Below are 18,064 nucleotides of genomic sequence, written 5' to 3'. Positions count from 1 at the left end.
GTCACCGCCACCACCGAGGCCGGCAGCCACTGCAGCGAGTTGAACAACACCACCGCGACGAAGCCGAAGGCGAACCAGGGCACGGCGAGCTTGCCTGGGGCCTGGCCCGTGGCGGCGGAAGTGTGGGCGTGGCGTTTGTCGTCACGTGCCAGCCAGGCCGACAACATCACCAGGAACGGCGCCAGCATCATCACCCGCACCATCTTCGCGATGACGGCCGAGTTGGCCGCGTCCGGGCCCACCGAACGCGCCGCGGCCACCACCTGGGCTACCTCGTGGATGGTCGAGCCGGCGTAGATGCCGAAGCCGTTGGCGCCACCCGGAATCAGCGCCCAGTGCTGGTTCAGCTCGAACAGCGCCGGGTACAGAAAGATCGCCAGAGTGCCGAACACCACCACCGTGGCCACCGCCACCGTTACCTGCTCGGCGCGCGCCTTGACCACCGGTTCGGCAGCCATCACCGCGGCGGCGCCGCAGATGGAACTGCCGGCGCCGATCAGCATCGCCGTCTTGCGGTCCAGGCCCAACCAGCGCGTGCCGATGAAGCAGGCCAGCGCGAAGGTCGAGCCCAGCACCAGCGCGTCGATGGCGACGCCGGCGATGCCGACGTGGCCGATGTCCTGCACCGTCAGCCGCAGGCCGTACAGCACGACCCCCAGGCGCAGCAGGTTCTGCTTGGACACGTTGACGCCGGCACCGCTGGCCGCGGCCAGGCGCGGCACCAGCGGATAGACCGTGTTGCCCACCAGCATGCCCAACACGATGGCCAGCGTCAGCGCACTGAAGCCGTGGTCCTGCAGCCAGCCGATGTGGCCCAGCGCGATGCCGGTCGCGGCCAGGGCGCCGCTCAAGGCCAGGCCGGGCAGCAGGGCTGCCAACTGCAAGCGCAACCGCGCTGCCCGGTGGCCGGCTGACGGGCCAGGGCTGGCTTGTGAGGTCGACAGCGCGTGCATCACGCCAGCACCCAGATCAAGGCGATGCCGGCGCACAGCAGCACGGCCGCCATCGGCACTGCGACCGGCATCCAGCGCAGCACCTGCGGGTCGATGCTGCTGTCGGCGGCCAAGGTGGTCGAGACGGCATGGGCCACGTCGCGGGTCGGCCCCATGAAGCCCGCCACTGGCCGCCGGGCAGCAACCCATTGAAGGGCATGCAGCGCCTGTGGGGCCAGCGGGCCGGGTGCTGCGGGGCGTGGGGTTGTTCGTTCAAGGGTCAGCATGTCGGGCTCCAGATGCCGGTGGTGGCGCGGCGGGCCGCCGCCCCGTGATCGAGCGGCCAGGCAAATTTAGAGCTTGGCAATCAACCCGTCCAACGGGTTGTATGACTAAGATGTACCTGCGAAATCGATAACAAAGGCAATCACCGTGGACGTGCTTCGACTCACCCTGCGTCAGCTGCAGATTTTTGTCGCCGTGGCGCGCAGCGGCAGCACCACGGCGGCCAGCGCTGAGATAGCGCTGTCGCAATCGGCCACCAGTTCGGCCGTCAACGAGCTGGAACGCCTGCTGTCGCTGCGCCTGTTCGACCGCGCCGGCAAACGCCTGCTGTTGAACGACAACGGCCGCGCGCTGTTGCCGCGGGCTTTGGCTTTGCTCGACGGCGCCGCAGGCATCGAGCAGATGTCGCGCGACGGCAGCGCGCAGGCGCAGTCGCTGCGCATCGGCGCCAGCACGACGATTGGCAACTACGTGTTGCCCAAGCTGCTCGCTGGCTTCATGGGGGCACAGCAGCCCGGCAGCGCCGCCGCCTGGCGGTCGAAGGTCGTTATCGGGAACACCGCCGCCATCTGCGATGCCGTGACCGCTTTCGAACTCGACGTGGGGCTGATCGAGGGGCCCAGCCACCAGCCGGAGCTGGTGATCACCCCCTGGCTGCAAGACGAGATGGTGGTCGTGGCTGCGCCCGACAGTGCGCTGGCCCAGTCAAGCCGGGCGGGCGATCGCATTCCCCTGCGCACGCTGCGTGAGGCGGTCTGGCTGGTTCGCGAAACGGGCTCTGGCACGCGCGAGGCCACCGACCAGAGCTTGCTGCCCCACCTGCGTTCTTACCGGCGCAGCATCGAGCTAGGCAGTTCGGAGGCCATCCAGCGTGCCGCTCAGGAAGGGTTGGGGGTGGCTTGCCTGTCCGCCTGGGTAGTGAACGATGCGCTGGAGGCTGGACGTCTGTGCCGCGTCTCCACGACATTGCCGCGGCAGCTTCGGCAATGTCATCTGGTTGTGCATCGTGAGAAGCAGTCGACGCCCGCGTTGCTGGCGTTCATCGCCCAGGCAGATGCGACTGCTGGGGCTGCCCGCTAACGTCCCGGCCCCGCTTCGCATGTCGAAGGTTCAGCCCTCGGCGACACGCGATTACCCTTCAGCTAGGCGCCGACGCCCGCTCCGCCCACCTGCCCATTGATCGAAGCTTTGATGCAATGAGCTGGTCTGGGTAATCGACGTCCGCTTCCGGACGCACCACCCAACGGCTGCTTGTGGCCGACACCAGCAACACGGCAACTACAACAATTCGTCCAATTTCCTGGCCTGACTTTCAAAGTCTTCACGACGCCGCTCTTTGAACGTCTGGAGGTTTGCCAGCTTCCAACGGAGGGCCGGCAGTTCTGCCGCATGTGGGCAGGCGAGCAATGACCAGTCGGGTTTTGCTTGTGCCAGGCCGCTCAAAAACTGCCTTTGCGCAGCAGTCAAGCGCTGAGGCAACTCTCTGCGCAATCGGTCTCTGGCAGCCGAAAGTGTTTCCAGGGTGACGTGCTCCGTTGTCATGCCAACGAAGTTGTTGTGGTACTCCGCCTCAATGTCTTTTTCATTCCCGAACAGCACCTCATGTGTTGGTCGGTTGTGCCCGGCCAGGTACGTCACAAAGCATTCAACCGCAGCATCCGTGAACCCGCCTGATTCGAACATCTGCCACACGTCGAACAAGTCCCGTGGATGCTGACGATCCATGGCTGCCACCAACTTGCTGCCATAGAGTTCCGCCGTGGCCAACACTGGCAACGCCACTTCCACACTGAACATGTCAGCTGTCTTGGGCATCAGGGGGCGCCTCTCAACCGGCAACACCGTGCCTCTGAACACCACGTTGACCTCGACCTTCACCTGACTGTCGTCGTTCTCGATCAGGAGTTTGGTCTCAGCAAGGTCTTTGCTTCGTACCTTGCGTGCGTTCAGCCCCAACTTGGTCGCCCTGGCTGCAATGGCCTCCATTTCAATCGCGATTTCGTTGAGGGCTTGCTCTCGCGGGGTGTCCCATGGCGTGTAGACCACGTCGATGTCAACGGATAGGCGTGGCATGTCCATCACGAAGAGGTTGATGGCCGTGCCGCCCTTCATCGCAAAGATATCGTTGGCAAATACATCGGGTGCCACCTTCAGGAGGAGGCGCACAGTATCCGCGTAGACCTTATCCATGAGGTTTGAGTGTCAACAAACTGCCGTCCTTCATGCGCGACATCCAGCGCTTGTCGCTCCCTACAGGCAGCGTGTAGCGTTGCAAGAATTCGTCCACATCCACCAGGCCCGTTTCGCGAGACCAGGCCAGAAACAGTCGCACAGTTTTGACACTCGTACAGCACGCCAACAAGTGGCCCAGCATGTCTTTGCGCAAGTTCCGCACGCCGTCAAACAGGTTGCGCGCCTCTTCCAGACTCTGACGCGTACCGACGTCATAGAGCATTTCCAACAGCGCGCGCTCCGGCGCCGACACCAGCAAGCCAAGCGGCAGTCCCGGTGGCGTGATAAGGCTTTTCTTAGGCAAGCCCTCGTCCGCCCACTCAAACAAGCGCGCCGACGCATACCGTGCCGGAAATCGGGATGTGAACCAGTCTGGCACGGCGAAACGCACATCACCCCACAGCACCCACTGCTCTCGTGTCGAGAGGTTGTGCCTGACCCCTTGCAAAGCCAGCGCCGTCTTGCCGCCCACATGCAGACCCGTCACCCTGCTCTGGAGCAGTTTGATCGAACCATGTACGTTCACGTCATCGCCCGGGAAGGCATAGACACCCTGCGCAAGCCGTAGCAGCCACCCGCTTTCAACGTAGTGGGCCGCCAGCGTGGGGGAAATGCCCAGGCGTTCCAACTCGGCCAGCCCGAAGGGGGCACCACGGGGCATGTCCGACTGAAGCCGCTTGAGCAAAGAGTGTCTTTGATTTCCAGCCATGCCATAAAAATATCACAAATTCCAATCAACCAGAAAAAATTGATTGAATCTGGCACCAAAAATTAAACAAGGCTTAACTTTTCCCACGACATCAAGGCAATGCAGATACCAACAACATCCGCCCTCCCGCCGATCCACCGCACATCAAGCAACCGATCTCAGGGCAACAGGCGTCGCTTTGCTACCTGCGATCCAGCCGTCCACCATATCTCCCCAACTTTGCAACATGGCCCGCCGCTGCTCCGCGTATTCCGCCTTGTTGTAGACGGCCCGCACCCCTTTTTGCTCATGCGCCAGGCACTTCTCGATCCAGTCGGAGTTGAAGCCAGCCTCGTGCAGCAGTGTTGATGCCGTCCGGCGAAGGTCATGCACGCAGAAGTGAGGAAGATCCACTCCGTCCTTCTGAGCCTTTTCCACCGCCGCCGTGATCACACGGTTGAGCGTTGCTTCGCTCATCGGCTTGTCGGTCTCATACCGACCGGGGAGCAGATAAGGGCTGCTTCCAGCACAGGTTTTGAGGCCCACCAGCAGATCGATTGCCTGGCTGCTGAGATAGACCACGTGCGCCCGTCTGGCCTTCATGCGCTCCGGCGGAATCGTCCAGGTGGCCGCATCAAAGTCCACCTCTTTCCAGGTCGCCAGCAACAACTCGCCCTTGCGGCACATGGTCAGCAAGATGAACTTCACCGCCAGTTTCAGCGTGGGCAAGGTCCCGAGAGTGTCCAGCGCTGAAAAGAACCGATGGATCTCACTTGGCGTCAAAGCACGCTCCCTGGGTTTGAAGGTGGCAATCGCCGACGCCTTCACCGCCTCAGCGGGATTCTCGATCTTGAGGCCTCGGGACTTGGCGTGCCGGTACACCTGCTGGATGACCTCGCGCGCATGAACCGCTGTAGCCGGGGCTCCCCGTGCCTTGATCTTCTCGCACAGCGCCAGCACCTGACTGGAGGTGATTTCTTCCAGCTTGCGCTTACCGAACTTGGGCAGCACATCACGATCCAGGATGCTCTTGCGCATCGCCGCCGTGCTGTCTGCCAGCCCGCCGTTGCGCAACCAGATGTCGGCAAAGGACTCGAAGGTGCCTGACTCTTGGCACTCCTTCCTCGTTTCAGACTTGACCCGCGCCGGTGACTCACCCCGGCTGACCATGTTCTTGGCCCTGGCCAGCAGGTCGCGGGCATCCGCCAGCGAAAGCGGATCGCCGTAGGTGATGTCCTCGGGCGCCCGCTTGGGTTGCGACGCCTGGAACTCATCGTATTGCCCCACGGTCAGCGTCTCGCGCCGTCCCCCCAGTCGATAGTCGTAGCGAAATGTCAGCGTTCCCTTGAGGGAGACGACGACGTACAAACCGTCGCGGTCCGCCACCTTGTAGACCTTGTCGGCGGCCTTGAGGTTCTTGAGTTTGGTATCGGTCAGTGCCATTGGGTAACCCCTTTCGTACCTTGCATCACTTACCGTCAGAGCATCAAGACGGTAAACAATCAAAGATCAATCGACTAAAAAAATCAACCGTCTTCTTTACCGACAAAAAACTCGGGATGTCATGGAACCTCATGGGACGTCAAAAACAAAAAAGCCCTTGAAGATCAAGGGCTTAAATGAAATTTTGGGACGTTCTGGGACGCCGTGAGGCGCTCTCAAATCATTCCCACTCGATGGTGGCTGGCGGCTTGCTCGACACGTCGTAGGCCACGCGGTTGATGCCGCGCACCTCGTTGATGATGCGGCTCGACACCTTCTTGAGCAGGCTGTAGGGCAGCTCGGCCGAGTCGGCGGTCATGAAGTCGGAGGTTTCAACCGCACGCAGCGAGACCACGTATTCATAGGTACGGCCGTCGCCCATCACGCCCACGCTCTTGACCGGCAGGAAGACCGTGAAGGCCTGCGAGGTCAGGTCGTACCAGCTCTTGCCGGTGGCGGGATCGATGGCCTTGCGCAGCTCTTCGATGAAGATGTGGTCGGCGCGCTGCAACAGCGACACGTACTCGGGCTTGACCTCGCCCAGCACGCGCACGCCCAGACCCGGGCCCGGGAAGGGGTGGCGGTAGACCATGTCGGCAGGCAGCCCCAGGGCCACGCCCAGCTCACGCACCTCGTCCTTGAACAGCTCGCGCAGCGGCTCCAGCAGCTTCAGACCCAGGGTCTCGGGCAGGCCACCCACGTTGTGGTGGCTCTTGATCGTGGCCTTCTTGCTCTTGGTGCCACCGCTCTCCACCACGTCGGGGTAGATGGTGCCCTGGGCCAGCCACTTGGCGCCCTTGTTGCCGTCGCCCTTGAGCTTGGCGGCCTCAGCCTGGAAGACCTCAACGAACTCGCGGCCAATGATCTTGCGCTTCTGCTCCGGATCGGTCACGCCCTTGAGATGGCCCATGAACTGATCGGCCGCTTGCACATGCACGACCTTGGCATGCAGGCGCCCGGCAAACATGTCCATCACCATCTGGCCTTCGTTCAGGCGCAGCAGGCCGTGGTCCACGAACACGCAGGTCAGCTGATCACCAATGGCGCGGTGGATCAGGGCCGCAGCCACCGACGAGTCCACACCGCCCGACAGGCCCAGGATCACCTCTTCGTCACCCACCTGCTCGCGGATCTTCGCAACGGCTTCCTCGATGTAGTTGCCCATGATCCAGTCGCCCGAGCAACCGGCGATGTCGCGCACGAAACGCTTGAGCATGGCGTGCCCCTGCACCGTGTGCGTCACCTCGGGGTGGAACTGCACAGCGTAGTAACCCTTTTCCTCGTTGGCCATGCCGGCGATCGGGCAGGACGGCGTCGAAGCCATCAGCTTGAAGCCCTCGGGCAGCTGGGTGACCTTGTCGCCGTGGCTCATCCACACCTTGAGCATGCCGTGGCCCTCTGGGGTGCGGAAGTCTTCGATGCCGTCGAACAGCTTCGTGTGGCCATGGGCTCGCACCTCGGCGTAGCCGAACTCGCGGTTGTCGGACCAGCTTACCTCACCGCCCAGCTGCACGGCCATGGTCTGCATGCCGTAGCAGATGCCCAGCACGGGCACGCCCAGGTCCCACACGGCCTGCGGTGCACGCAGCTGGTGGTCTTCGTAGGTGGAGGCATGGCTGCCCGACAGGATGATGCCCTTGGGCGCGAAGGCCTTGATGAACTCGTCCGACACGTCGTTCGGGTGGATCTCGCAGTAGACCTGCGATTCGCGCACACGGCGGCCAATCAGCTGGGTGACCTGGGAGCCGAAATCGAGGATGAGGATCTTGTCATGCATGGTGGGATCTCTTGAGGCAGAGCGGGCGGGAATCGGGAAAGACGCTCAGACGCGCAGCTCGCGGGCAGCCGGAGCGCCAGCGTGGTGAGAGCGGCTGAAGTAACGAAGGCCAATGATGGCGGCGACGGCCTGGATGGTCGCGCAGAGGTAGAACGGGGCCCCCACGCGCCAGTCGCCCTGGGGGTAATGCGAGACGGCGGCCAGCAACGGTGAGCCCAACAGCGGGCCCAGCACCGCGGCCACGCTGTTGATGGACGACACCGCGCCCATGCTTTCGCCCTGGCGGGTCGGGTCGACCGCATTGGCCACCAGGGACTGCAAGCCGGGCTGCACCATGTAGCCAAACACGTTGGCGGCGATCACCACGTACATCATCCAGCCTTCGGGCACGGCGCCCCATGCGGCAAAAGCCAGGGTCGACGACACCAGGCCGATGCGGACCAGCCGGTGCGTGGGGATGCGCTTCTGGAACTGGCGCAACAGGCCGCCCTGCACCAGGACGGCCATCATGCCGACGGCAAACAGGGAGTAGCCGTTGTCCTTGGGCGTCCAGCCGAATTTGAACTCGGTGTAGAGGAACCAGCTGGTGTGCAGGCAGAACTGCGCCAGGATCGAGAGCCCCATCACCCACATCAGGGTCTCGACACCCTTGAGCTCACGCAGGCGGGCCAGCGCGCTGAAAGGGTTGGTGCGGGCCAGTTCGAAGGTGCGGCGGCGCTCAAGGGGCAGGGACTCGGGCAACACGAAGTAGCCGTACACACAGTTGAGCAGGCAGAGGCTACCGGCCAGGAAGAAAGGCCAGTGCACGTTCATGTCGCCCAGGATGCCGCCCATCACCGGGCCGAGGATGAAGCCCAGGCCGAACATGGCGCCCAACATGCCGTAGTTCCTGGCGCGGTTGGCCGGCTCGGTGATGTCGGCCACATAGGCGTTGGCCACGGCGATGTTGGCACACACCGCACCGCCCATCACGCGCACCGCGATCAGCACCCAGAACTCGGTGGCCAACGCGGTGACGAAAAAGTTCACCGCCATGCCCAACAGCCCCAGCAGGAGCACCGGTCGGCGGCCATGACGGTCGGAAAGCGCACCCAGCACGGGTGCACTGAAAAATTGCGCGATGGCGAACGCAGCCTGGGCCATGCCATAAGCCACCGAGGTGCCCGCGCCCGACGCCATGAAGCCGCCAATCAACTTGGGCAGCACGGGCGCGATGATGCCGATCGACATCATGTCGAGCAGCACCGTCACCATGATGAAGGGCATGGCCGCCTGGCGGCCGCGTGTCGAAGCCATCGCAATCCTGACGGTGGTGGAAAACAAAGCAGGCCCACAGGGGCCCGCACAAGGGATCAAGGATCAGTTCAGCCTGGAAAGGGCCCGCCCACCGTTGCGGGCCCCGCCAGGTTCACGCCAAGGCGCCTCACTCCATGCGGTAGTTCGGCGCTTCCTTGGTGATCTGCACATCGTGCACATGGCTTTCGCGGATGCCGGCGGACGTGATTTCCACGAACTCGGCGCGGTTGCGCATGTCGTCGATGGTGGCGCAGCCACAGTAGCCCATCGAGGCCTTCAGGCCGCCAGCCATCTGGTACAGGATGGCCACGACCGAACCCTTGTAAGGCACGCGGCCTTCGATGCCTTCCGGCACCAGCTTGTCGGCGTTCGGGTTGCTGGCTTCGTCGTTTTCCTGGAAGTAGCGGTCGGCCGAGCCGTCCTTCATGGCGCCGATCGAGCCCATGCCGCGGTAGCTCTTGTAGCTGCGGCCCTGGTACAGGATCACTTCGCCTGGGGCCTCTTCGGTGCCCGCGAACATGCCGCCCATCATCACCGTGGAGGCGCCAGCGGCGATCGCCTTGGCGATGTCACCGGAGTAACGCACACCGCCGTCGGCAATCAGGGGCACGCCCGTGCCTTGCAGGGCCGTGGCCACGTTGTCGATGGCCATGATCTGGGGCACGCCGACACCGGCGACGATGCGCGTGGTGCAGATGGAGCCAGGGCCGATGCCGACCTTGACGCCGTCGGCGCCCGCTTCAACCAGCGCCAGGGCGGCTGCCCCGGTGGCGATGTTGCCGCCGATGACGTCGACCTGAGGGAAGTTCTTCTTGACCCAGCGCACGCGCTCGATCACGCCGTGGCTGTGGCCGTGGGCGGTGTCGACCACGAGGGCGTCGACGCCGGCCTTGACCAGCAGCTCGACGCGCTCTTCGGTGCCGTCACCCACGCCCACCGCAGCACCCACGCGCAGCTTGCCGTGGGCATCGCGGGCGGCGTTGGGGAAGTTGGTCTGCTTGGTGATGTCCTTCACGGTGAAGACACCGCGCAGTTCGAAGGCGTCGTTCACCATCAGCACGCGCTCGAGCTTGTGCTTGTGCATCAGCGTCTTGGCCTCGGCCAGGCTGGCACCGTCCTTGACGGTGATCAGACGCTCGCGCGGGGTCATGATCTCGCGCACCGGGGCGTCCATGCGGGTTTCGAAGCGCAGGTCACGACCGGTCACGATGCCGACCACCTTGCCTTCGTCCACCACCGGGAAGCCGGAGATGCCGTGCTGACGCGACAGTTCGATCACGTCGCGGACCTTCACGCCCGACGAAATGGTGATCGGGTCGCGCAGAACGCCGGATTCGTAACGCTTGACGCGTGCGACTTCGGCGGCCTGTTGCTTGGCCGTGAGGTTCTTGTGGATGATCCCGATGCCACCTTCCTGGGCGATCGCGATCGCCAGGCGGGCTTCCGTCACGGTGTCCATGGCGGCGGACACGAGTGGCAGATTCAACTGAATGTTGCGGGACAAACGGGTGGCCAGCGATGTGTCGCGGGGCAACACTTGTGAGTACGCGGGCACCAACAACACGTCGTCAAACGTGAGGGCTTTACCAAGCAGGCGCATGAAAAGGTCTCCAGACGCAAAAGCGGATTATACGCGCAGACCACACTTCGCTTGAAACGAGAGGTGAAACCCTCCAGATACGGGGACGAATGCGCACAATCCGCACCCACCCCCTTCTTGCCCCCGGACTAAACTCCGCAGCATGAAAAACCTGCGCCTTTTCCCTGCTCGGTGCGCCCTGTTCCTGCTGGCCGGAACGGTGGTCTGGAGCGCCCCCGTCATGGCTGGCATGCAATGGAAATGGCGCGACGCGGGCGGCAACATCCAGTACAGCGATCGCCCGCCCCCCGCCGGCACACCGGACTCCGCCATCCTGAGCAAACCCAGTGTCAGCCGCAGCACGCCACGGCCAGCGGAGGTGGCCGCCTCGGCCGCCAGCGCCGCGGTCGTCGCGTCCACCCCGGCCAAGCAGCCGGAGTCGGATCTGGACGTGAAGCGCCGCAAGGCCGAAGAAGAACGGCTCGCCAAACAGAAGGCCGATGAGGAGAAACAGGCCAAAACACGCGCAGACAACTGCACGCGGGCCCGCGGTTACCTCAAGACGCTGAACGATGGCATCCGCATCGCCCGCACAAATGCGGCCGGCGAACGCGAGGTGCTGGACGACAAGGGTCGGGCCGAAGAAACCCAGCGCACGCAGGAAATGGTGCAAGCCAACTGCAAGTGAGCCCGTGGCCGCTCAGGCGGCCGGCACCACGCGCTTTTTGGGCGATCGGTGGATGCCGCGCGGCAGTTTTTCTCCGTGTGCGCGGTAGCGGACGCGGCGCGCCTCTTTCGGGTCGACCTTGAGCCCCCTCAGCAGCTCGACGCGATCGAGGTCTTTCAGCACATGGCTCGCGCGCTCCTTGCGCCCCCAGACGGCCACCACCCATTCGCCAGCGGCCAGTGCCTCCTGGCTCAGCCCCGGCCAGCGCCCCAGCACCCCCGACGCCTCGACCGCCTGTCGCACCGTGCTGCCTTCCGGCAGGCTCAGGCGCACCCGCTCGACCTGCCGCGGCCCGAGGCTGACCAGCAGCTCGATCTGCAAGCCATCCAGCGACGGCAGCGGCACCGGTAGCTCAGCGGCTGCCATACACCTGCTCCGCGCGCTTCACGAAAGCATCGATGAAGGTGTTGGCGATGCGGTCGAACACGGGGCTGATGACCAGCTCGAGTGATCGGCTGGAAAAGGCGTATTTCAGCGAGAACTCGACCTTGCAGGCCTGGGCGTCGAGCGGGTCGACCGGGGCATCGGCGCCGGGTTTGGACGGCGCCTGCAAGGGCGTGAAAAGCCACGTGCCTTCAAGCTGGGAAAAAGGCCCGTCGACCAGCTGCATGCGCACGGTGCGCCCGGGTTCGTTGACGTTGCGCGTGGTGAAAGCCTGCTTCACGCCCGCAAAGGCAATGTGCAGACGGGCACTCATGCCGTCGTCATGGGACTGCAGGACCTCGGCACGGTCGCACCAGGGCAGGAATTTGGGGTAGTCTTCGACCGCGGTGACCAGCGCGTACATTTCGCGCGGCGAGTACCAGAGCAAGACTGACTTGTGAACGTGCTTCATAGAATCCCGCCATTTTAGAGACGTCGCAGAGTTCCATGTCGATTGCAGAAAACCGCAAAGCCCATTTCAATTACCACATCGAAGAACGGTTCGAAGCCGGCGTGGTGCTGGAAGGCTGGGAAGTGAAGGCCATCCGTGATGGCCAGGTCCAGCTGACGGACGGCCACGTGGTCATCAAGAACGGCGAACTCTTCCTGATCGGACTGCGCATCAACGCACTGCGCTCGGCCTCGACCCACGTGAAGCCCGATGCCGACCGCACCAAGAAGCTGCTGATGAAGCGCGCGGAAATCCGCCGTCTGATCGGCAAGACGGAGCAGAAGGGCTACACCATCGTGCCGCTGAACCTGCACTTCAAGGGCAGCTACGTGAAGGCCGACATCGCCCTGGCCAAGGGCAAGGCCGAGCACGACAAGCGCAACACCATCAAGGACCGCGACTGGGAACGCGAACAGGGCCGCCTGATGCGACACAAGGTCTCGTCCAAGCAGGACTGAGCCTGCCAGCCCTGGCGAGCCTCAGCCCGTCAGGCGCATGGCACCCAGGGCCTGATCCAGGTCGGCCAACAGGTCGTCCACGTTTTCCAGGCCGATGGCAAAGCGCACGAGGGTGCCCGACTTCAGACCTGCGAACGCGCCGTGCTGGCGCATGCCCCGCAGCCCATAAGGCATGACCAGGCTCATGGGCCCACCCCACGAATAGCCGATGCGGAACAGCCTGAGGGCGTCGACAAAGGCGTCGACCTGCTCGCTGCGGTGGCGCTCGCCATCGAACACCACCGACACCAGCCCCCCTGCCCTGCTGGCCACCTTGGCCCAGGCTTCGTGCCCCGGCGAGCCCCGCAGTGCCGGGTGCAGGACCTGACTGACCTCGCTGCGACCCTGCCACCATTGCGCCACGCGGCGGGTGGCGTCGTCATGGGCGGCGTAGCGCAGCGGCAGGCTGGGAAGACCGCGCAGGAGCGCCTCGGCATCGTTGGCCCCCACCCCCAGGCCCAGGCGCATGTGGGTGAGCTTCAGTTTGAGGTGCAGGGCCTCATCGCGCGTGACGACCGAGCCCATGAGCACATCGGCCCCACCCGACGGGTACTTGGTCAGGGCATGCACGGTGAGGTCGACCCCTCGCGTGTCGGTGGGCGCAGGCACGCCGAGTTCGAAGGGATTGAAGGCCAGGCCGGCGCCCCAGGTGTTGTCGAGCGCCACCACGGCGTGCGGGTGACGGCGCGCCACCGCCAACAGGGCCTGCAGATCGGGGAACTCCAGCGTGACCGAGCCGGGCGCCTCCAACCAGATGAGGCGGGTGCGCTCGCTGATCAGGCTGGCCAGCGAGGCCGGATCCTGCTGGTCATAGACACGGTGGGCGATGCCCCAGGCCGCCAGCTCGACGCGGGTGAAGTCGCGATTGGGCGCATAGGCGTTGTCGGGGATGAGGACTTCGTCCCCTGCCTTGAGCAGGCCCTGGGCCACGAGTGTCAAGGCAGACAAGCCGGAGGGTGCGAGCAGGGTTTGCAGCCCCCCTTCCAGGCTAGCCAGGCGCTCTTCAAGAATGAAGGTGGTGGGCGTACCGTGCAGACCGTAGGTGTAGCCGGTCTTGTCCTTCCACTCACGGCTGCGCAAGGCGGCGGTGTTCTCGAAGAACACGGTGGACGCCTTGAACACGCCCGGCATGACCGAGCCGAAGCCGGTCGGGGCCTCATAAGGGTGCTGGATCAGGCGGGTGGCGCACTGCGCCAGCGGGTCGGCAGCCGGTGCGCCAGGAGGAAGTTTGTCGGTCATTCGGGGATGCTAACGCAGGCGATTCGGCCCGTGCTCGCACCCCGACAAAACCCAACAGGGCAGGCGGCGGCGCTGCGGCTCAGGCCCCCAGGAAGGCGCGGGTCTCGCCCCAGGTCGGGGGCTGACAACCCTGGCGTTGCACGTTGATGGCCGCGGTGGCCATGGCATGGCGCAATGCCGCCTCGAGATCGGCCGGGGTGAGTTCGCTCAGGGCCTCGGAACTCAGTTGCTGAGCCTCGGCCAACCAGGAGAGCAGGCCAGCCTGGAAGCAGTCGCCCGCGCCCACGGTGTCGAGCACCGTGATGCCCGAAGGCACCGGCAGCTGGACCTTGCCGTGACGCGTCACCAGCAAAGCGCCATCACCGCCAAGGGTGAAGGCCACCAACTGGGTCATGGGGTTGCTGAGCAGGTGGGTGGCCACCGCATCAAAGCCCTTGTCGCCCCAGCCCAGGGCCACGAGGTCTTCGTCGCTGAGCTTGACAACCTGGGCCAGGGCCATGGCCTGCTGCACGGCGTTCAGGTAAGCCACCTTGTCGGCCGGGTTGTCGCCCACCACGACGGTGCGCAGGTTGGCGTCAACCGAAACGATGGCGCCACGCAGTTGAGCCGCCGTCAGCACGGCCTTGGTCTTGGGCCAGTCGCCTGGCACCAGCGCCAGACCGCCTGTGTGAATGAGCCGCAAGGCAGCGGGCAGGCGCGAAATGAGTTCGTCGGCCGTGCCATCGCGATCGGCCACGTGCTGGCGATGGAAGGTGTAGTTGGGCACGCCCCCTGCACCCAGAGAGACCACGGCCAATGACGTGGGACAGGCGCTGCGCGGTGCCTGGCCAATGTCGACCCCATCGGCTTGCAGGCGGGCGGCAAAGCGACCGCCGAAAGTGTCGGTCGACAGCGGGTTGAGGTAGCGGATGCGCTGACCTTGCAGGGCAAGGGCGCGCGTGAAGTTGCACACCGAGCCGCCCAGGCAAGGCTCGTATCGGCCATCGCTGTGCTCAATCAGATCGACCAGGGCCTCGCCCACGGCAGCAAACATGTTGACTCCATCCAGTGCTTGAACGGCGCTGAGTGTGCCCCGTGAAATAGGTGGTCGGTACTAGGGTTTGTCATTAATAAAACGGGTTGATTTATTAATCGATCATTCAGATACTTCATCCCGCCGGGCAGCCCGCCTGGCATGGCAGAACGACACACAACCACCCTTACCGAGGAACAAACCCATGTCGATCACGCGCACCCTTGCTGTTTCCCTGAGCGCCGTTGCACTGGCTGCCCTGGCCCAGACCGCCGCCGCTGCCGATCAGCCGATCATCGGCCTGATCACCAAGACCGAGACCAACCCCTTCTTCGTGAAGATGAAGGAAGGCGCCACCGAAGCGGCCAAGGCCAAGGGTGCGAAGCTGCTGACCGCCGCGGGCAAGCAAGACGGCGACAACGCCGGCCAGGTCACCGCCATCGAAAACATGATCGCCGCCGGCGCCAAGACCATCCTGATCACGCCGTCGGATGCCAAGGCCATCGTGCCGGCCATCAAGAAGGCCCGCGACAAGGGCGTCCTCGTGATCGCCCTGGACAGCCCGACCGACCCGCTGGAAGCCGTCGACGCCCTGTTCGCGACCGACAACTACAAGGCTGGCGTGCTGATCGGCCAATACGCCAAGGCCACCCTGGGCGACAAGCCCGTCAAGATCGCCACGCTGGACCTCTTCCCCGGTCACCCCGTGGGCGCCCAGCGTCACAACGGCTTCCTGAAGGGCTACGGCCTGGACGCCCTGCCGGCCACCTCGAACGAGCTGTCCAAGCCCGCTCAAGTGGTCTGCATGGCCGACTCCTTCGGTGACCAGGCCAAGGGCCAGACCGCCATGGAGAACTGCCTCCAGAAGAACCCGGACATCAACGTCGTCTACACCATCAACGAACCCGCCGCCGCCGGTGCCTACAAGGCACTGAAGGCTGCCGGCAAGGAAAAGAACGTGCTGATCGTCTCGGTCGACGGTGGTTGCACCGGCGTCAAGGACGTGGCCGCCGGCAAGATCGCCGCGACCTCGCAACAGTACCCCCTGCGCATGGCTGCGATGGGCGTGGAAGCCGGCATCGAGTACGCCAAGGGCGGCAAGAAGGCCGCTGGCTACACCGACACCGGCGTGACCCTGATCGCCAACAAGGCCGTGGCCGGCGTCGACAGCAAGGACGCCAAGACCGGTCTGAACCTGTGCTGGGGCAAGAAGTAAACGCTGCCTCGGAGGCCCCTCGGGGCCTCCTGCAACGCCCTCACCCCGCTCTTTCTCTCTGAATCGACATGCTTGCCTCCACCACCACCTCAGCCAACCGGGTATCGCTCATGAAAGACTGGTCCAAGCACCTGCCCCCCATGGCCACACTCGGCCCCTTGCTGGCCCTGCTGGCCGCCTGCGCCTTCTTCGCCATCAAGGCTGACAACTTCCTCTCGGGTCAGAACTTCTCGCTGATCCTGCAACAGGTGATGGTGGTGGGCCTGCTGGCCGTGGGCCAGACCCTGATCATCCTGACCGCCGGCATCGACCTGTCCTGCGGCATGGTGATGGCCCTGGGCTCCATCGTGATGACCAAGTTCGCCACCGAAATGGGCGTGCCGCCCGGCATCGCCATGGTGATCGGCGTGGGCGCCACCACCCTGTTCGGCCTGATCAACGGCCTGCTGGTCACGCGCATCAAGCTGCCCCCCTTCATCGTGACCCTGGGGACGATGAACATCGCCTTCGCGATCACGCAGATCTATTCCGGCGCGCAAACCGTGACGGACCTGCCCGAAACCATGACCCTGCTCGGTGACCCGGTCTTCTTTGGCGGCACCAGCGTCGCCAAGGGCGTGCTGCTGATGCTGGCGCTGTATGCCGTCACCTGGTTCGCCTTGAGCAACACCGCACCGGGCCGTCACTTGTACGCCGTGGGCAACAACAAGGAAGCCGCGCGCCTGACCGGCATCTCGACCGACCGCGTGCTGATCACCGTCTACGCCCTGGCCGGCACCTTCTACGGCATCGCTGCGATGCTGTCGGTGGCCCGCACTGGCGTGGGTGACCCGCAAGCCGGTCAAACCGAGAACCTCGACTCCATCACCGCCGTGGTGCTGGGCGGCACCAGCCTCTTTGGCGGCCGCGGCATCCTGATCGGCACCCTGATCGGTGCGCTGATCGTGGGCGTGTTCCGCAACGGCCTGACGCTCATGGGCGTGTCTTCCGTCTACCAGATCCTGGTCACCGGCATCCTCGTGATCCTGGCCGTGGCCACCGACCAACTCTCCCACAAGCGCGCCTGATGTCCGCCGTCCTCCAAGCTGCCCAAGAAGGAAACACCATGCAACCCATGGCATCCACCTCTTCTCATCCGCTGGTGATGCAGGCCAAAGGCCTGGTCAAGCGCTACGGCCAGGTCACCGCCCTCGACGGCGTCGACTTCGAGCTGCGCGCCGGTGAGATCCTGGCCGTCATCGGCGACAACGGCGCAGGCAAGTCCTCGCTGATCAAGGCCCTGTCTGGCGCCCTGGTGCCTGACGAAGGCGAGATCCTCATGAATGGCCAGCCCATCTTCATGAAGAGCCCGATCGATGCCCGCCGCCATGGCATCGAAACCGTCTACCAGGACCTGGCTGTGGCGCCCGCCATGACCATCGCAGAGAACCTCTTCCTGGGCCGTGAGCTCTTCAAGCCAGGCGCCTTCAACAAGCTGTTCCGCATCCTCGACAAAAAGCGCATGCTGGAAGAGTCGATCGCACGCATGAACGACCTGAAGGTCGGCATCCGCTCGATGACGCAAGCGGTGGAGACGCTCTCGGGTGGACAGCGACAGTGCGTGGCCGTTTCCCGCGCAGCCGCCTTCGCGCAGCACGTGGTGATCATGGACGAGCCGACCGCCGCCCTGGGCGTGAAGGAAGGCAACATGGTGCTGGAACTGATCCGCCGCGTGCGCGACAAGGGCCTGCCTGTGATCCTGATCAGCCACAACATGCCCCACGTGTTCGAAATCGCCGACCGCATCCACGTGCAGCGTCTGGGCAAGCGTGCCGCCATCCTGAACCCCAAGATGGTGAGCATGTCCGACACCGTGGCGGTGATGACCGGCGCCATGACCGCCGACCAGCTGCCCAAGGAGGCCCTGTGCTGAAGGGCATCGATCCCCTGCTGACGCCGGAGCTGCTGAAGGTGCTGGCAGAGATGGGTCACGGCGACATGATCGTGGTGGCCGATGCCAACTTCACGGCCGCCACGCTGGCACAAATCCCGGGAGGCGGCAGCAAGCCGCTGATCCACTTGCCGGGTGCCGGCATCCAGCGCACCAGCGAGGCCATCCTTTCGGTGTTCCCGCTGGGCACGCCGGCCGAAAAGCCCGTGGCCTACATGAAGGTCTGTGGCACGCCCGGTGGCTACGCCAGCGGCCTGCAGCGCGAGATGCTGAGCATGCTCAAGGCCCGTGACCTGGC

Annotated in this window: 19 protein-coding genes; 7 read left to right on the top strand and 12 right to left on the bottom strand. The window is 64.4% G+C overall.

Going from position 1 to position 18,064, the window contains the following annotated elements:
* Window positions 1-890, bottom strand: an 890-nt coding sequence (locus tag QZ994_RS12605; RefSeq protein ID WP_290871928.1) for a YeiH family protein, incomplete at its 3' end; no start/stop codon positions are given.
* Window positions 891-952: 62 nt separating this feature from the next.
* Window positions 953-1,219, bottom strand: coding sequence for a hypothetical protein (locus tag QZ994_RS12600; RefSeq protein WP_031943569.1), 267 nt, complete (start codon window positions 1,217-1,219; stop codon window positions 953-955).
* A 145-nt stretch (window positions 1,220-1,364) separates the two neighbouring features.
* Here QZ994_RS12600 and QZ994_RS12595 point away from each other — a divergent pair, with 145 nt between their 5' ends.
* A complete protein-coding gene (locus tag QZ994_RS12595; protein WP_130966406.1) occupies window positions 1,365-2,297 on the top strand; it encodes a LysR family transcriptional regulator in 933 nt (310 codons plus the stop codon).
* A gap of 198 nt (window positions 2,298-2,495) precedes the next feature.
* Here QZ994_RS12595 and QZ994_RS12590 read toward each other — a convergent pair whose 3' ends face one another.
* From QZ994_RS12590 to guaB, 6 genes are all read right to left on the bottom strand, one after another.
* Window positions 2,496-3,407: a nucleotidyl transferase AbiEii/AbiGii toxin family protein gene (locus QZ994_RS12590; RefSeq protein ID WP_290871913.1), complete on the bottom strand. Its 912-nt coding sequence runs from the start codon at window positions 3,405-3,407 to the stop codon at window positions 2,496-2,498.
* Window positions 3,400-4,158 carry a type IV toxin-antitoxin system AbiEi family antitoxin domain-containing protein gene (locus QZ994_RS12585; protein ID WP_290871910.1) on the bottom strand — a complete coding sequence of 253 codons (759 nt, stop codon included), beginning with the start codon at window positions 4,156-4,158 and terminating at the stop codon, window positions 3,400-3,402. The genes QZ994_RS12590 and QZ994_RS12585 overlap by 8 nt, the downstream gene beginning before the upstream one ends.
* A gap of 144 nt (window positions 4,159-4,302) precedes the next feature.
* Complete coding sequence (locus QZ994_RS12580) at window positions 4,303-5,580, bottom strand: site-specific integrase (protein ID WP_290871907.1); 1,278 nt, start codon at window positions 5,578-5,580, stop codon at window positions 4,303-4,305.
* Between the two features lie 220 nt (window positions 5,581-5,800).
* The gene (gene guaA, locus QZ994_RS12575; protein ID WP_290871904.1) at window positions 5,801-7,396 is read right to left on the bottom strand and encodes a glutamine-hydrolyzing GMP synthase; all 1,596 of its coding nucleotides are present in this window, start codon (window positions 7,394-7,396) and stop codon (window positions 5,801-5,803) included.
* Window positions 7,397-7,441: 45 nt separating this feature from the next.
* Window positions 7,442-8,692 (bottom strand): MFS transporter, encoded by a 1,251-nt coding sequence (locus tag QZ994_RS12570; protein WP_290871902.1) that lies wholly within the window; start codon window positions 8,690-8,692, stop codon window positions 7,442-7,444.
* A gap of 127 nt (window positions 8,693-8,819) precedes the next feature.
* Entirely contained in the window at window positions 8,820-10,292 is a 1,473-nt protein-coding gene (gene guaB, locus QZ994_RS12565) for an IMP dehydrogenase (protein ID WP_290871899.1), read from the bottom strand.
* Between the two features lie 142 nt (window positions 10,293-10,434).
* Here guaB and QZ994_RS12560 point away from each other — a divergent pair, with 142 nt between their 5' ends.
* A complete protein-coding gene (locus tag QZ994_RS12560; RefSeq protein ID WP_290871896.1) occupies window positions 10,435-10,959 on the top strand; it encodes a DUF4124 domain-containing protein in 525 nt (174 codons plus the stop codon).
* A 12-nt stretch (window positions 10,960-10,971) separates the two neighbouring features.
* Here QZ994_RS12560 and QZ994_RS12555 read toward each other — a convergent pair whose 3' ends face one another.
* Window positions 10,972-11,364 carry an RnfH family protein gene (locus QZ994_RS12555; RefSeq protein WP_290871893.1) on the bottom strand — a complete coding sequence of 131 codons (393 nt, stop codon included), beginning with the start codon at window positions 11,362-11,364 and terminating at the stop codon, window positions 10,972-10,974.
* Window positions 11,351-11,833 carry a type II toxin-antitoxin system RatA family toxin gene (locus tag QZ994_RS12550; RefSeq protein WP_290871890.1) on the bottom strand — a complete coding sequence of 161 codons (483 nt, stop codon included), beginning with the start codon at window positions 11,831-11,833 and terminating at the stop codon, window positions 11,351-11,353. The genes QZ994_RS12555 and QZ994_RS12550 overlap by 14 nt, the downstream gene beginning before the upstream one ends.
* Before the next feature lie 35 nt (window positions 11,834-11,868).
* Between QZ994_RS12550 and smpB the strand changes: the two genes are divergently transcribed.
* Entirely contained in the window at window positions 11,869-12,330 is a 462-nt protein-coding gene (smpB, locus tag QZ994_RS12545; RefSeq protein WP_290871887.1) for an SsrA-binding protein SmpB, read from the top strand.
* 21 nt (window positions 12,331-12,351) lie between these two features.
* Here the strand turns inward: smpB and QZ994_RS12540 are convergent, their stop codons facing one another.
* Both QZ994_RS12540 and QZ994_RS12535 read right to left on the bottom strand, forming a co-directional pair.
* On the bottom strand, window positions 12,352-13,608 hold the full coding sequence (locus QZ994_RS12540; RefSeq protein WP_290871885.1) for a PLP-dependent transferase: 1,257 nt from the start codon (window positions 13,606-13,608) through the stop codon (window positions 12,352-12,354).
* 79 nt (window positions 13,609-13,687) lie between these two features.
* On the bottom strand, window positions 13,688-14,641 hold the full coding sequence (locus QZ994_RS12535; RefSeq protein WP_290871881.1) for a PfkB family carbohydrate kinase: 954 nt from the start codon (window positions 14,639-14,641) through the stop codon (window positions 13,688-13,690).
* A gap of 184 nt (window positions 14,642-14,825) precedes the next feature.
* Here QZ994_RS12535 and QZ994_RS12530 point away from each other — a divergent pair, with 184 nt between their 5' ends.
* The 4 genes from QZ994_RS12530 to QZ994_RS12515 all read left to right on the top strand — a co-directional run.
* Window positions 14,826-15,836, top strand: a complete 1,011-nt coding sequence (locus tag QZ994_RS12530) for a sugar ABC transporter substrate-binding protein (RefSeq protein ID WP_290871879.1) — start codon at window positions 14,826-14,828, stop codon at window positions 15,834-15,836.
* A gap of 110 nt (window positions 15,837-15,946) precedes the next feature.
* Window positions 15,947-16,903, top strand: coding sequence for an ABC transporter permease (locus QZ994_RS12525; RefSeq protein ID WP_290871876.1), 957 nt, complete (start codon window positions 15,947-15,949; stop codon window positions 16,901-16,903).
* A 47-nt stretch (window positions 16,904-16,950) separates the two neighbouring features.
* Window positions 16,951-17,748, top strand: a complete 798-nt coding sequence (locus tag QZ994_RS12520; RefSeq protein WP_290871931.1) for an ATP-binding cassette domain-containing protein — start codon at window positions 16,951-16,953, stop codon at window positions 17,746-17,748.
* Window positions 17,742-18,064 (top strand): RbsD/FucU domain-containing protein (locus QZ994_RS12515; RefSeq protein WP_290871873.1); only part of this gene is annotated, 323 nt, incomplete at its 3' end. The genes QZ994_RS12520 and QZ994_RS12515, both read left to right, overlap by 7 nt.

Origin of the sequence: Aquabacterium sp., from assembly GCF_021768455.1 — a bacterium.
GTDB lineage: Bacteria > Pseudomonadota > Gammaproteobacteria > Burkholderiales > Burkholderiaceae_C > Aquabacterium.
This window is presented reverse-complemented; position numbering and strand designations above follow the sequence as displayed.

Excerpts from the sequence above, each read along its gene's own strand:
- QZ994_RS12600 (WP_031943569.1), bottom strand. The coding sequence starts at position 1,219 with ATGCTGACCCTTGAACGAACAACCCCACGCCCCGCAGCACCCGGCCCG.
- QZ994_RS12590 (WP_290871913.1), bottom strand. The coding sequence starts at position 3,407 with ATGGATAAGGTCTACGCGGATACTGTGCGCCTCCTCCTGAAGGTGGCA.
- QZ994_RS12585 (WP_290871910.1), bottom strand. The coding sequence starts at position 4,158 with ATGGCTGGAAATCAAAGACACTCTTTGCTCAAGCGGCTTCAGTCGGAC.
- QZ994_RS12580 (WP_290871907.1), bottom strand. The coding sequence starts at position 5,580 with ATGGCACTGACCGATACCAAACTCAAGAACCTCAAGGCCGCCGACAAG.
- guaA (WP_290871904.1), bottom strand. The coding sequence starts at position 7,396 with ATGCATGACAAGATCCTCATCCTCGATTTCGGCTCCCAGGTCACCCAG.
- QZ994_RS12570 (WP_290871902.1), bottom strand. The coding sequence starts at position 8,692 with ATGGCTTCGACACGCGGCCGCCAGGCGGCCATGCCCTTCATCATGGTG.
- guaB (WP_290871899.1), bottom strand. The coding sequence starts at position 10,292 with ATGCGCCTGCTTGGTAAAGCCCTCACGTTTGACGACGTGTTGTTGGTG.
- QZ994_RS12560 (WP_290871896.1), top strand. The coding sequence starts at position 10,435 with ATGAAAAACCTGCGCCTTTTCCCTGCTCGGTGCGCCCTGTTCCTGCTG.
- QZ994_RS12555 (WP_290871893.1), bottom strand. The coding sequence starts at position 11,364 with ATGGCAGCCGCTGAGCTACCGGTGCCGCTGCCGTCGCTGGATGGCTTG.
- QZ994_RS12550 (WP_290871890.1), bottom strand. The coding sequence starts at position 11,833 with ATGAAGCACGTTCACAAGTCAGTCTTGCTCTGGTACTCGCCGCGCGAA.
- smpB (WP_290871887.1), top strand. The coding sequence starts at position 11,869 with ATGTCGATTGCAGAAAACCGCAAAGCCCATTTCAATTACCACATCGAA.
- QZ994_RS12540 (WP_290871885.1), bottom strand. The coding sequence starts at position 13,608 with ATGACCGACAAACTTCCTCCTGGCGCACCGGCTGCCGACCCGCTGGCG.
- QZ994_RS12535 (WP_290871881.1), bottom strand. The coding sequence starts at position 14,641 with ATGTTTGCTGCCGTGGGCGAGGCCCTGGTCGATCTGATTGAGCACAGC.
- QZ994_RS12530 (WP_290871879.1), top strand. The coding sequence starts at position 14,826 with ATGTCGATCACGCGCACCCTTGCTGTTTCCCTGAGCGCCGTTGCACTG.
- QZ994_RS12525 (WP_290871876.1), top strand. The coding sequence starts at position 15,947 with ATGAAAGACTGGTCCAAGCACCTGCCCCCCATGGCCACACTCGGCCCC.
- QZ994_RS12520 (WP_290871931.1), top strand. The coding sequence starts at position 16,951 with ATGGCATCCACCTCTTCTCATCCGCTGGTGATGCAGGCCAAAGGCCTG.